The organism is Pseudoalteromonas sp. C2R02 (assembly GCF_018860845.1).
GTDB lineage: Bacteria > Pseudomonadota > Gammaproteobacteria > Enterobacterales > Alteromonadaceae > Pseudoalteromonas.
Genome location: NZ_JAHKQC010000044.1, coordinates 30196 through 43964 on the forward strand (window position 1 = coordinate 30196; position 13769 = coordinate 43964).

Here is a 13769-nt window from a genome sequence, read left to right on the forward strand (position 1 = left end):
AAAAAAACATTGAAAAAATTGCTGTTGTTGGTTCTCGCTCTGCACCTCGATCTATTTCTGATTCACCTGTTCCAATCGATATTATAGGCGGTGATGAATTAGGTAAAAATGGCTCTAGTGATATGCTTGAAATGTTAGTCGGAGCTGTTCCATCCTTTAATGTAAGGGCACAACCTATCAGTGATGCCGCAACGCTTATTAGACCAGTAAACCTTAGAGGATTATCATCCGATAGTACCTTAGTACTTTTAAATGGCAAGAGAAGGCATAGAGCCTCTGTAATCGCATTCCAAGGTGGCGGTGTCAATGACGGTGCTCAAGGACCTGATATTTCAGTAATTCCTAGTATAGCCCTTAAACAAGTTGAAGTTTTACGTGATGGTGCTGCAGCGCAATATGGCTCAGATGCAATAGCGGGTGTAATGAATTTTGTATTAAAAGATTCATCTGAAGGCGGTTCTATATCTGTTAAAACTGGAGAATACTTTGAGGGTGACGGTAACCAAGTGATTGTTGACGGTAATATAGGTATGCCCTTTACTGATAATGGTTTTGCTAACTTAAGTTTTCAGTTTAAACAAGCGGATGCAACTAGCCGAAGTGTGCAACGTCCAGACGCAGCAGCCCTATTTAATGCTGGAAACTCTTCTGTTATAAGCCCTGCTCAAATATGGGGGAACCCAGAAATTGAAGATGATGTTACTTTCTTTGGTAATGTAGGCTTTGATGTTGGTAATGATAAAGAATTTTACATGTTTGGTAACTATTCTGAACGAGACGTCACAGGTGGTTTCTATTACCGTAATCCACATAATCGTAGTAATGTTTTTTCAAATGATGATGGTGCTACAATATTGGTTGGTGCTTTGAATGGCATTCAATCGAGCTGTGCAACTGTTCCCGCTAACGTTGCTAATGTGTTAGATACAGCCGCTTATGCTGCTATGGTCGCTGATCCTAATTGTTTTTCAATGAATCAGTTAATGCCAGGGGGTTATACACCTGCATTTGGCGGTAATATTACTGATACCTCTTTGGTAATGGGAACTAAAGGTGAAATTAGATCTGGTTTCTTAGAGGAGTGGTATTATGATGTCAGTGGCTCTGTTGGTCGTAATGAATCAGATTTTAATCTCAAAAATACATTGAATCCTTCTATGGGGTTAGAAACACCCACTGAATTTGATACGGGTAAATACATTCAACTCGAAAAAAGCTTTAATTTAGATGTCGTAAAAGGAATCGATTTTGGTTTAGACGAACCTGTTAATGTCGCTTTAGGATTAGAGTGGCGAGAAGAAAGTTTTGAAATTATCTCAGGTGAAGAAGCCTCTTGGAAAGCGGGGCCTTTTGCTGATCAAGGTTTCAATATTGGTTCTCATGGCTTCAAAGGCTTTGGACCAGAATCTCAAGGTGTCAATACACGCCGCAGTTTCGCCTCTTATATTGACTTGGAAGCTTATCTAACAGAGGATTTTTTAGTTGGCGCAGCTGTAAGGTATGAAGATTTTACTTCTTTTGGTTCAACTACTAACTATAAAATTACACTACAGTATGCCGTTACTGATGATTTATCTTTAAGAGCATCTCACAGTACAGGGTTTAGAGCGCCAACGGTCGGACAAGCTAATGTAGTAAATACACAAACTTCATTAGTTGATGGTGAATTAATACAAACATTTTTAGCACCACCAACTGCGCCACTTTCTGCGTTCTACGGCGGTAAAGAACTAGATCCTGAAGAGTCTGTTAGTTATGCTGGTGGTATTGTACTAACTTTGGGTGACGTTTTTCTTACTGCAGATTATTACAATATAGAAGTCACAGACCGGATTGCACAATCTAGCCAAATTGATGTATTAGAGTCTGATTATGCTGAGCTTGAATCAATCGGAGTGGTAAATCCTGAACTGATTTCTGCAGTGACATATTTTGCAAATGATTTTGATACAACAACACAAGGTGTCGATCTTGTAGCCAATTATGCAATGGATTTATTTGGTGGTAGTACCAAATTTAGTCTTGCATATAATTGGAATGAAACAACTGTAGATAAGTTTAATCCTGATACAGTTGATTTAGGTAAAGTACGACGCTTAGAAGAAGGTATGCCAGATCATCGAGGTACTTTTACCATAGCACAAGATTGGGATATGGTAAGTTCATTTATTAGATTAAATTATTTTGGTGAATATTTTGCCGTACACGCTGACGATGCCGGCGCTGGTGGTTGGAATGAGACCGCAGATTCAGCTGTCACGCTAGATGCAGAAATTAGTTATTACATGAGCGATCAATTTACTATATCTGTAGGCGGTAACAACATTTTAGATCAAGAAGCACATGAACTCCCTCAAGAGTCTTACGGACAACTAGGCGCCCAATATTATGAAAGCGGACCATTTGATTATAACGGTGGATTTTATTACGCAAAATTAACGTATAACTTTTAATTAGTACTAAACAATATAAGCCGAATAGTGACTATCGGCTTATATTACCTCTCTTTTAATCACCCACATTTTAATAAATTCCAATCTTTTTGTACGAAAAACTATCAATTACAATATTAAATAACAAATTCCATTAATAAAATTTATTAAATTCATTAATTATTTGAATGTATTTTAGTATAATTAAATCAATGGCTTATTTCGTTTGTTAAAATATTCCTATGAAATAAATTAATAATTTTTCAAATTAAATAGAGGAAAGTGAATTTATACCTGTCTGTTATATTGCAGGTTAGTTACATTTTATAAACATTAAATAAATGATTGATAAATATGTAAATAAATTGTATTGATAAATAAGGGCATTAAAAGCCTAATTTACTCTCACTAAATGTATAAAAATAAAATATATCTGGGGATATACAATGAAAAAAAATTACAATGCGCTACATAAAGCCGTTAAATTAGCGCTTACAAGTACAGCTACTGCTGGTTTATTATTATCACAATCTGTTTATGCTGTTGATGATGTACAAACAGATAAAGCTGAAAAAAACATTGAAAAAATAGCGGTTGTTGGTACACGTGGTGCACCGAGATCAATTGATGATTCTCCAGTACCAGTTGATGTTATAGGCGTAGATGAAATCAGTAAATCTGGTAATACAGATATGCTTGAAGTTTTAAAAAGTACAGTACCTGCCTTTTCAGTTCAAACAAATCCAATCAGTGACGCAGCCTCATTTATCCGCCCAGCTAACTTACGTGGCTTACCTGCAGATAGCACACTTATTTTGGTAAATGGTAAACGTCGTCATCGTTCATCTGTTATTGCATTACAAGGTGCAGGTATTAATGATGGCGCACATGGTGCGGATATCTCAGTGATCCCAAGCATTGCATTAAAACAAGTTGAAATTTTACGTGATGGTGCTGCTGCTCAATATGGTTCAGATGCTATCGCAGGTGTAATCAACTTTGTACTTAATGATAGTGATGAAGGTGGTTCAATTACAGCACGCACAGGTGAATACTTTGAAGGTGATGGTCAATCAGTTGAGATTTCAGGAAACCTTGGTTTACCTTTAACAGATGATGGTTTTGCAAACTTAAGCTTTCAATATAAAAATGCAGATGCAACTGATCGAAGCGTACAACGTCCTGATGCTCAAGCTATGATTGATGAAGGTAATACATTTGTATCCACTCCAGCACAAGTATGGGGTTCACCAGAAATTAAAGATGATTTAACAGTCTTCTTAAATGCTGGTATTGAAATCAATAATGATACTCAAGCATATGCTTTTGGTAACTACTCTGATCGTGAAGTGACTGGAGGTTATTATTTCCGTAACCCATTAAATCGTGGTGGTGTATTTGGTGATGGTGATGGCAATATCTTAGTTGGAGATTTAACTGGTGATATGTCTGGTAAATGCCCTCAAGTACCAGTAACTGATAATAATGTACTAGACGATCCTGCTTATCTTGCAATGGCAGCTAATCCTAACTGTTTTAGTTTTAACGAAATGTTCCCTGGTGGTTTTACACCTCAGTTCACAGGTAAAATTAGTGATAGCTCATTTGTTGCCGGTGTTAAAGGTAAATTTAATGAAATAGATTACGATATCAGTTTATCTACAGGTAAAAATGAATCAGGCTATTGGTTACGTGATACTGTAAATGCGTCATTAGGTCCTGCAACACCAACTGATTTTTATACGGGTTCACATATTCAACGTGAAACCGCTTTAAATATTGATTTAGTAAAAGAGCTAGAGGTTAATTCTATTGAGTCTCTAGTAGTTGCCGGTGGTTTTGAATACCGTGATGAAAGCTTTGAAGTAATCGCTGGCCAAGCTGAGTCTTATGCTCAAGGTGACCTATACACACAAGGTTTTAGTGTAGGCTCTAACGGCTTCCCTGGTTTTAAACCAGAAGCAGCAGGAAAATCATCTCGTACAAACAGTGCTTTATATATTGATGTTGAAGCACAATACACTGAAGACTTTATGATGGCCTATGCTGTTCGTTATGAAGACTATGACAGCTTTGGAACAGATACTAACTATAAAGTAGCGGCACAATACAGTATTACTGATGATTTCTCTTTAAGAAGTTCATTAAGTACAGGCTTTAGAGCACCAACTGTAGGACAAGAAAATTACCGTAATGTTCAGACTGCATTAGATGGTGGCGTACTTATTGATTCAGCATTAATCCCATCAAATGACCCAATTGCTGTTGCATTAGGTGCAAAAGAGTTAACACCGGAACAATCTGAAAGTTTTGCAGTTGGTGCAGTTTGGAATATAGCTGACTTCCATTTCACTGTTGATTTATATAAAATTGATGTAACTGACCGTATCTCACAATCAGATAAATTTGCTGTTGATCCAAATGATGCAAGTAAAGGTAAAGTAAGTTTCTTTACTAATGACTTTGATACTGAAACTTCAGGTATTGATTTTGTAGCAGGATACCGCACTCAGTTACTTGGTGGTGATGCAAGCTTTAACTTAGCCTATAACTACAATGAAACTGAAGTGACTAATCAAGGTTTAGTAACTACAGACTTTAAAGTTTCTCGTATTGAAAATGATATTCCAAAACATAAAGGTACATTAGCTTGGACACAATCTTGGGATAGCGTATCTATGTTAGCACGTGCTAACTACTTTGGTGAGTTCCAAGGTGTACACGCTGATTGGGATGATACAGCAAATACTGTAAGCTCAGCCGTAACAGTAGATTTAGATGTTACGTATCATGTAAGTGAAGATATTGCTTTGAGTCTTGGTGCGCAAAACTTATTTGATGAATATCCTGATGAAGTTGCAGATTTTGTATCAGGTGGTGAAATTTTACCGGGCAACTTACTAGGTGCACAATATTATGAAACCTCTCCATTTGGTTTTAATGGTGGTTCATACTACTTAAGAGCAACATATAACTTTTAATGATTAACATAAAATAAAGTGAAATCTAAAAGGCCTAATCTAGTGATTAGGCCTTTTTATTTAATTCGAAAATTATTTATATATTTTAAACCAAGATAAAACATCTTGAAATTGATCATCATGGGCAGCGGCATGGGTAAGCATATCTATATGGTCATAGTTATGCGCATGCCCATATTTTTTACCATATATATTCATTTTTTGTTTTCCCTGCCCTGATTCATTCATAAACTTTTGAATATCTATTGTTTGTGCCAAAGCTTTATCTTTGACAGCAGCAATATGTAGTATAGGAGGTAATGATAAATTTGAGGCTGCTTGTCCATAATCAAATTGATCTTGAGGGTCTATCCAAGGTGCTATTTTAGCCCAGGCAACGCTGTGCATTAAAGATTTTTGAGTTTCATCATCAGAGCCCCACTTTAGCTTTTTAGCAGGTAAGAACCCTTTCCTTTTGACTATTTTAGGCGCTAAAAAGTACCATAATAAATTAGCTTTAAATAGTTTTTGTGGGTGTGTATTGTATAAAGACCTTTTTGAACCAAAGTATGCAATGGCTTTAACTTTAGGAATCATTTCAGGATGTCTAACTAAAAAACTATTCATTAACACCCCACCCCATGAATGAGCAACCCAATATTCAGGTTCTTTTCCCATGACTTGTTTAATTGAATTGATAAAAGCGGGTATATCTTCAAGTATGGCCTCAGTTTGACCATATCGGGATTGTGCGCTGATATTTGGCTTGCTTTGGCCTCTGCCTCTCAAATCTGCAACAAAACAGTTAAAGCCATGTTTAGCTAAAAATGGCGCAAATCCTTTATTTTTCTCAGTATAAAAAATTTTACCATTCTCCACTGCACCATGTAAAAGTAATACGGCAGGCCCTTTACTGCCTTCTTGATATATATGTCTTAAGTGAAGAACTTGATTTGTTTTTATGGGTACTAAAATAGATTTTTGTTTAACACAATTCATATGGGCATCACTTTTACATTTGGGCAGACATCGTACCAGTGAAATTATATAAAATCAAAGAAATGAACAAAGTCCACATTTGCTATATCTAGTGTTTAATAAAGTTTATAATATGTCATAAATTATCTTTAAGCCGTGAAATTGCCATTAATGAAACAACCTAAGCTACATCCTAGAAACCAACATATTAATGGATATGATTTTGATTTTTTGATCAATGCGTCACCAGAATTACAGCCCTTTGTGATCACATCAGCAAGAAATGAACAAACGATTGATTTCAGTGATAATCAGTCAGTAAAGCAACTCAATAAAGCATTATTAAAAGGGTACTATCAGGTGGATTTTTGGGATATTCCTGATACTTATTTATGCCCACCAGTGCCTGGTAGGGTTGATTATTTGCATTACTTAGCTGATTTACTTGCTATAGATAATAAAAACTTAATTCCTAAGGGTAAACAAATAAAAGTGTTAGATATCGGAACTGGCGCGAATTTAATATACCCACTTATCGGCAATAGTAGCTATCAGTGGCATTTTACCGGCAGTGATGTTGATCCTATATCAGTAAAAATTGCAAAACAAATAGCACAATTTAATAATCTAAAATTTGATATTAGATTACAAAAAAAACAATCGAACATATTTACTAACCTGATAAAATTTAAAGATATTTTTGACATTACACTTTGCAACCCACCTTTCCATAGTTCTATTGAAGAAGCTAATAAGGGCTCAGAACGTAAATGGAAAAACTTAAATAAGAAATCAAATAAATTTGTAAAAGACAAAAACAACTTAAATTTTGGTGGCCAGAAAGCCGAGTTGTGGTGTCCAGGCGGTGAGTTACAATTTATTAAAAATATGATTGCAGAAAGCACTGAATTTCAAGAGCAATGTTTATGGTTTACGTGTTTAGTATCAAAGAAAGAAAATCTAACTGCAATATATAAAGAGTTAGAATTACATAAGATCACAGAAGTTAAAACCATAGATATGGCGCAAGGACAAAAAATAAGTCGATTCATAGCATGGTCATTTTATAATAATGATCAGAGACAAGAATGGGTAAAATCCCGATGGAAAAATTGATAAAATAACGAGTCTAAATTTAAAAAAGCGCTTAAATACATCCAGGCGCTTTTTTGTTTCTGTTATTAATATAACAGAATTATTATAGAGTATATGATTAAATAACCATATACTCTATATTGAAGTTAGTTAGCGATTACTTCTTGCATCTTTAAGAAGATCAGCCACTAAGAAGCCAAGCTCTAGTACTTGATCTGCATTAAGACGTGGGTCACATTGTGTTTTATATCTTTGTGCTAAGTCATGCTCAGATAAACCATAAGCGCCACCTGTACATTCAGTGACATGTTGACCTGTCATCTCTAAGTGAATACCACCTGGATAAGAACCTTCAGCATTATGAACTGCGAAGAATTGGCTTATTTCACGTAATATATTATTAAAGCTACGTGTTTTATATCCGTTACTGGCTTTTTCTGTGTTTCCATGCATAGGATCAGAAGTCCAAACTACTTTACGGCCTTCTTGTTCAACACGGCGAACAAGTGCTGGAAGTTTATCAGCAAGCACATCAGCGCCCATACGTGTGATCAATGTTAAACGTCCTGGAATATTATCAGGATTTACAGCATCAATTAAACGAATTAAATCGTCTGGGTCCATTCCCGGACCTACTTTTACACCAATTGGGTTTTTGATACCACGGAAGAATTCAATATGTGCATGATCTAATTGCCTTGTTCTTTCACCAATCCATACAAAGTGAGCTGAACAGTCATACCAATCACCAGTTAAGTGATCTCTGCGAGTCAATGCTTCTTCGTACCCTAATAAAAGCGCTTCATGCGAAGTATATAGACTGGTTTCTTTAATACTAGGCGCATTGCTTGCATTTATACCACATACTTCCATAAACTCTAACGCTTCTTGGATCTTCGCAGCAAGAATTTGGTATTTTTCTTTAAGTGGATTGGCTGCGACAAAGCTCATGTTCCAGCGGTTAACTTGGTGTAAATCAGCTAACCCACCTTGTGCAAATGCACGTAATAAGTTTAGTGTGGCAGCACTTTGATGATATGCAGTTAAAAGTCGTTTAGGATCCGGTACGCGGGCTTCTGCTGTAAAATCGATACCGTTAACAATATCGCCACGATAAGATGGTAAATCGACACCGTTGATTGTTTCTAAATCAGCAGAGCGTGGTTTGGCATATTGGCCAGCCATACGTGCAATTTTTACTACAGGACATTTACCGCCGTATGTTAAAACAACAGCCATTTGTAATAATGTTTTAAAAGTATCACGGATCCCTGCAGCATTAAATTCTGAAAAAGACTCAGCACAATCGCCGCCTTGTAATAAAAAGGCTTTACCTTCACATACATCAGCTAGTTGCTTATAGAGGCTTCTAGTTTCTTCTGCAAAAACTAAAGGTGGTGCACTATTTATTTGACTTTCAATACTCGCTAATTCTGCAAGGTCTGGGTATTGCGGTTGTTGCACAATTGGGGATTCTCTCCAACTGTTAGGACTCCAAGATTTCACTGTTATTTCCTCATTCCGTATAACAATATTAAAATTTTATACATATTTTTATGTATACATTGAATCTACCTATCTTGTAGTAAATTTCAAGATGAAATTTGCTTAAATCCCGATTATTTGCAAGATACCTTCATTTGTCTCAACTAATGAGTGCTTTGGTAGCTTAAAAACATCAAGTAAAGTTGTTATTTCAATATCGCGACTATCTTTTAATACGCTATGTATCCGGCCATTATTTATAATTATACAAGGTTGAGCTAAATTTAAGGCTAAGTTCAATTCATGGTGACTTATGATAATAGCTATTTTTTGTCCTAAACTTGCTAGAAACTGATTAAGCCATAATTTATGTGCTACATCTAAACCGGTAAAGGGTTCATCTAATAATAAACATGCAGCAGGGTTATCTTGAAGTTCACAATGCAATAAGACCCTTGCTAAATGGGCTCTTTGCGATTCCCCACCTGATAATCCGGTAATGACACGATCTAATAGCGGTTCTAAATCTAATCCTTTTATAATTAGGCTGTTTAGACATAAATTTTCTATATCTTGATCAGTTAACGATAATGTAATCGTAAGCATGGCTCTAACAGTTAATGAAAAATGCGCTGATTGCTTTTGAAGTAAGTAAGCTCTAACTTTACTTAAATGCTTTAAGTTTAATGGGGTTGCTTCCACATCATTTATAAATATTTCACCACTGTCAGCTGAAATTAGACCACTTAACAAGTTTAGGAAACTGGTTTTTCCTGCTCCGTTAGGGCCCAATAAATGATGTACTCCGGGGCTGATTGTTAATTCAATATTAGATAATTTAAATTTTTTACTCACGCAGTAATTTACATTTGAAACAGTAATCATTACAAACCTTGGTTTTTAAAATGCTTAAACAGAATTAATAAGAAAAATGGTCCGCCAATTGTTGCTGTTACCAAGCCTAAGGGTAGCTGTAAAGACATGGCTGTTCTAGAAATCCATTCGATGATAATCATGCAAGTCGCGCCATTGATAATTAACATAGGTAATACTAGTTTATTATCGTGTCCAAACTTCATCCTTGTTGCGTGAGGTACTAATAAACCAATAAAAGCAATTACACCACCAAGGGCAACTGCGCATGCAGCCAAAGCACTTGCTACAACCAACATATATTTTCTAAGCTTATTGACTTTGACACCATATAAACTTGCGTTTTGATCTCCTAAATATAATAAGTTTAAATCACTACTTTTATATACGGCTACTACACTACATACAATAGCTATCACACTGATAAATATGATTTGTGCATAGGTTACATGTTCAAAACTGCCTAGCATCCAAAGATTAAATGTGCGTAGTTGTTCATTTTCGGAATAAAAGATTAACCAACTTGTAAGTGCCGATATGAGAGTTGTAAGACTAATCCCACTTAAAATAAGTGCTGCACTAGAGTATTGGCCAAGCACTTTTGCTAACTTAAAAATAATAGTAACGGCAATTAATGCACCTAAACCAGAGCATGAAACTAAAAAGAACACATCATACCTAATGTTTAAGTGTCCAAACAACGCTGCTCCCAAGATAATAAATAGAGATGATAAGCTAGACACACCTAATAACCCTGGCTCAGCTAGTGGGTTAGATAATAGTATTTGGAATAAATGCCCACTTAGTGCTAAACATGCACCAACTAAAACAGCAGTTAAAATCTTAGGTAATCTTAATTCATAAACAATAACGCTTTCAATTTGAGATAAACCAAGAGGACTTATGTTTGTTGATGCAATACCACCAAAATACAAAGCAACTATAGAGGCTAGTATTAGTGAGGAGATAGCGAATGTTATACGTTGAACATTAACAGTCATGTACTGTTCCATTTATCTGATTGCTATTTATAGATGACAACCCCATGAAATGTTTTATATATCTTGCATAGATACGAGATATATAAGAATTCTTGTTTAAGTTTTGCAATAGAACGACCTATTTTAACAGTAATAAAATTTTAGACAGTTTACAGACATTCGCATTCTAAATCTAAAAGAAGATCTTACAAACCAGACCAAGAACACATCATACCTATTAGTTAGAAATATAATGCGTGTCCCCGAGTGATAAGTAAAAAAGAATTTCACATTAGAAAGTGATAAAATGAATTATAAATTTTAACCGTCTGATATATAGATGAATATTAAGTTTGAAATACGAAGTCAGTTCGATAATATCGAAAATCTGATTGATCAATTAATAATAGAGCTAAAACAACAAGAATTAATATATTGTAGTTATTATCAATTACCTGAAGTATCTACAGATACCGAATCTCAATTCAATGAAGAAATTTCAGTAACAGCTTTAAATTCTGACCAGGCATTTAAAAAATGTTGCGATTCATTTAAAGATTTTTATAAACGAACAGAGCTTAGTGGTCGAGTCCTAAAAAGACATCCAGGAATAATAGCCATAAAATCTGAAGAACCCGATTTAATTATTCAAAGAATTAAACAAATTAATGAAGCTAAACATAAACTTAAGAATATTATTATTGATAGTGGTAACAATGATGCACGATTTGAATTAGTTCATAGTGCGGTACCAAATTTAATCACGTTATGTGCTTACAGAAATATTCATTATGAAACGCAATCCCCCTACTCGATTAGGTTTACATGGATGAACAAACATTCTATAAAACTTTTATCAAAATCAGAGGCCTTAACTTTATTAGATAATTCTGAAATATTTGGTAGCACAAACAAGATTTCTAGCCAAAGCTGGCATGACATTATTCAAAAAGAAAAATTGAATGTATTAAGTTTAAAAGATGATGAGAAATTAAGAATAAGAAGACCAACACGTGTCAGTCCTCAAGTTAACATCAGGTATGATGCTAACAATAGATATCACGTAAGTGCAGCTTTGCCTTTTATTATTATAAATCCAGATAGCGAAGTTAAATTCGGAGTCTTAAAAGATTATATAAAAAAAGATAATCACCCAAGAAAAAAACAAAACCATTACCTGATTGAGAGATTGTACTTAGAAAAAAGCTCATAAAAATTTAGCCAGAAGAATATCTGGCTATTTAAAAAATATTTATTCAACAAATTGATCGATTTTATCTTCGTCAATAGTCAGTGTCGGTTCAACAATTCTTTTTCCACCTTGAATCTCAATTCTTTTATTTTGTTTATTTAAAGTCAAGATCTCTTCACAAAATTCATTAGTTGGATGTAGCTCATATGTATAGTCGATAATTTTTCCTGTCTTATCATCTTTCACATTAGAAATACTATAATCAGAAATGGCACCGTTTGTGATTAAGTCTTTCATTGTTGTAGTCATATCGCGGCGTAATGCTTTAAGTTTATTTTCACTAATATCATCAGTTGAATAAATTGAGCCATATTTTTCCATAATTGATAATAATCTAAAATGATGGGTTTTCCCTGGTGCAGCATATCGCCATAAGTGATAAAGCCTTAACATCATCCAGCGAGATAAACCTCGTTTTTGTTCTTGCGCTCGATTAAAGTAATATCCTTTATATTCCAAGTTATCGATCATGTTATGAACAAAAGCATTCAAACATGCAACACACTTTATATTACCGCCTTGTCCTTTTTTGCCGCTAAAATGTAACGAAGACAAAAAGTTCATATTTGATTCATAAAATGAATCATCAACATCCGAATTTTTAGTATCATTTGCAGAATATTTAAAAGAGAGCTTTGAACCTTGTAAGGCTTCTAAAGCTTCTTTTATTTGAGGAAAGGGCATTGATTGTCCCACAGATTTCAACTCTTGGGCCAATTCGTTCATAGAAAATACAACAGCATATTGTATCCCTGATTTAAAGTTAATTTTTACAATCTTACCTTTCGAAGCCAGTCTAATTAATGCGCGTTCTACTTTTTCTTCTCTATCTGATGGCCACACTAAAAATTCAACATCTTCTCCATTTTGACGTGTACTCACAACAGCTGGTGTAATTTTTATTTCACCAGTGTATTGAATACCATCAACTTTTTCAGATATTTTACGTGTAATTATGGTTCTTTTTGGCGCTTCTTCTAAAGGCAGCTTTTTATGACCTGATCTTACAAATCGGCCCCACAAATCATAGTGGTTAAAAGTATTAGAATATGAACGCAAATCCTGGTACATGGTATTATCAACTGAAACTCGTACATCTTTATTATCAGTAAACAAAGCAAGACTTTCATTATCTCTTGCGCTTTCAACTCCCTGAATTTGACCTCTTAGAGAATCTGGTAGATTTTCTACAGAGATGTTTACCTTTGGTTTCATGATTTTTACCATTATTTTTATTAGACAGTTAATAACAACATATATTAAGTAAAATGTTAATCTTTTAAGTTAGTATAAAACTGATCTGATATAAATAATTTTGTATAGATCATTTTTTTACTAAGCTGACGCCGTTAATTCACTCTCAGATCATATTTTTACTAAGATAAACTTACAAACCATTTTTTTACTAACTCAAATAATGTTCATATGACACTAATTGCTGTTTTTTCATACTTAATAGCATAATTTGTGAATAGAATGCGTATTTACTTAGTAAAAAATTGATCTGAGAATAATTTTATAAAGAACTTGTTGATAAAATCATTTCTAATTAGTAAAGATCTGATCTCCACCTAGTCAAGATCAGATCTTTACTTACAAAAGGAAGCTTTATTTTTTATTTTAGTGGATAACAAGCTAAATAGAATTAGTATAATATTGATCTTTATACTTTTATTGTTAATAACTCATTGGATAAACTGTGACTAAACGCGAT

Annotated in this window: 9 protein-coding genes; 4 read left to right on the forward strand and 5 right to left on the reverse strand. The window is 34.4% G+C overall.

Going from position 1 to position 13769, the window contains the following annotated elements:
• Window positions 1–2453, forward strand: a 2453-nt coding sequence (locus KO527_RS21690) for a TonB-dependent receptor (RefSeq protein WP_216042331.1), incomplete at its 5' end; no start/stop codon positions are given.
• A gap of 425 nt (window positions 2454–2878) precedes the next feature.
• The gene (locus KO527_RS21695; protein ID WP_216042332.1) at window positions 2879–5413 is read left to right on the forward strand and encodes a TonB-dependent receptor; all 2535 of its coding nucleotides are present in this window, start codon (window positions 2879–2881) and stop codon (window positions 5411–5413) included.
• Between the two features lie 72 nt (window positions 5414–5485).
• On the opposite strand, the gene KO527_RS21700 is transcribed toward KO527_RS21695, so the two are convergent.
• Window positions 5486–6391: an alpha/beta fold hydrolase gene (locus KO527_RS21700; RefSeq protein ID WP_216042333.1), complete on the reverse strand. Its 906-nt coding sequence runs from the start codon at window positions 6389–6391 to the stop codon at window positions 5486–5488.
• Between the two features lie 150 nt (window positions 6392–6541).
• Between KO527_RS21700 and rlmF the strand changes: the two genes are divergently transcribed.
• The gene (rlmF, locus tag KO527_RS21705) at window positions 6542–7486 is read left to right on the forward strand and encodes a 23S rRNA (adenine(1618)-N(6))-methyltransferase RlmF (RefSeq protein ID WP_216042334.1); all 945 of its coding nucleotides are present in this window, start codon (window positions 6542–6544) and stop codon (window positions 7484–7486) included.
• Window positions 7487–7615: 129 nt separating this feature from the next.
• On the opposite strand, the gene KO527_RS21710 is transcribed toward rlmF, so the two are convergent.
• The 3 genes from KO527_RS21710 to KO527_RS21720 form a co-directional block, all read right to left on the reverse strand.
• On the reverse strand, window positions 7616–8971 hold the full coding sequence (locus tag KO527_RS21710) for a class II 3-deoxy-7-phosphoheptulonate synthase (protein WP_216042335.1): 1356 nt from the start codon (window positions 8969–8971) through the stop codon (window positions 7616–7618).
• A 102-nt stretch (window positions 8972–9073) separates the two neighbouring features.
• Window positions 9074–9835, reverse strand: coding sequence for an ATP-binding cassette domain-containing protein (locus KO527_RS21715; RefSeq protein ID WP_216042336.1), 762 nt, complete (start codon window positions 9833–9835; stop codon window positions 9074–9076).
• Window positions 9835–10824: an iron ABC transporter permease gene (locus KO527_RS21720; protein ID WP_216042337.1), complete on the reverse strand. Its 990-nt coding sequence runs from the start codon at window positions 10822–10824 to the stop codon at window positions 9835–9837. Before KO527_RS21720 ends, KO527_RS21715 begins: the two co-directional genes overlap by 1 nt.
• A 319-nt stretch (window positions 10825–11143) precedes the next feature.
• Here KO527_RS21720 and KO527_RS21725 point away from each other — a divergent pair, with 319 nt between their 5' ends.
• Complete coding sequence (locus tag KO527_RS21725) at window positions 11144–12016, forward strand: DNA replication terminus site-binding protein (RefSeq protein ID WP_216042338.1); 873 nt, start codon at window positions 11144–11146, stop codon at window positions 12014–12016.
• 39 nt (window positions 12017–12055) lie between these two features.
• Here the strand turns inward: KO527_RS21725 and KO527_RS21730 are convergent, their stop codons facing one another.
• Window positions 12056–13270 carry a replication protein A gene (locus tag KO527_RS21730; protein ID WP_216042339.1) on the reverse strand — a complete coding sequence of 405 codons (1215 nt, stop codon included), beginning with the start codon at window positions 13268–13270 and terminating at the stop codon, window positions 12056–12058.
• Window positions 13271–13769: the final 499 nt, after the last annotated feature.

What these genes read in the sequence shown, in the direction of transcription:
- KO527_RS21695 (WP_216042332.1), top strand. Translation starts at nt 2,879, where the DNA reads ATGAAAAAAAATTACAATGCGCTACATAAAGCCGTTAAATTAGCGCTT.
- KO527_RS21700 (WP_216042333.1), bottom strand. Translation starts at nt 6,391, where the DNA reads ATGAATTGTGTTAAACAAAAATCTATTTTAGTACCCATAAAAACAAAT.
- rlmF (WP_216042334.1), top strand. Translation starts at nt 6,542, where the DNA reads ATGAAACAACCTAAGCTACATCCTAGAAACCAACATATTAATGGATAT.
- KO527_RS21715 (WP_216042336.1), bottom strand. Translation starts at nt 9,835, where the DNA reads ATGATTACTGTTTCAAATGTAAATTACTGCGTGAGTAAAAAATTTAAA.
- KO527_RS21720 (WP_216042337.1), bottom strand. Translation starts at nt 10,824, where the DNA reads ATGACTGTTAATGTTCAACGTATAACATTCGCTATCTCCTCACTAATA.
- KO527_RS21725 (WP_216042338.1), top strand. Translation starts at nt 11,144, where the DNA reads ATGAATATTAAGTTTGAAATACGAAGTCAGTTCGATAATATCGAAAAT.
- KO527_RS21730 (WP_216042339.1), bottom strand. Translation starts at nt 13,270, where the DNA reads ATGAAACCAAAGGTAAACATCTCTGTAGAAAATCTACCAGATTCTCTA.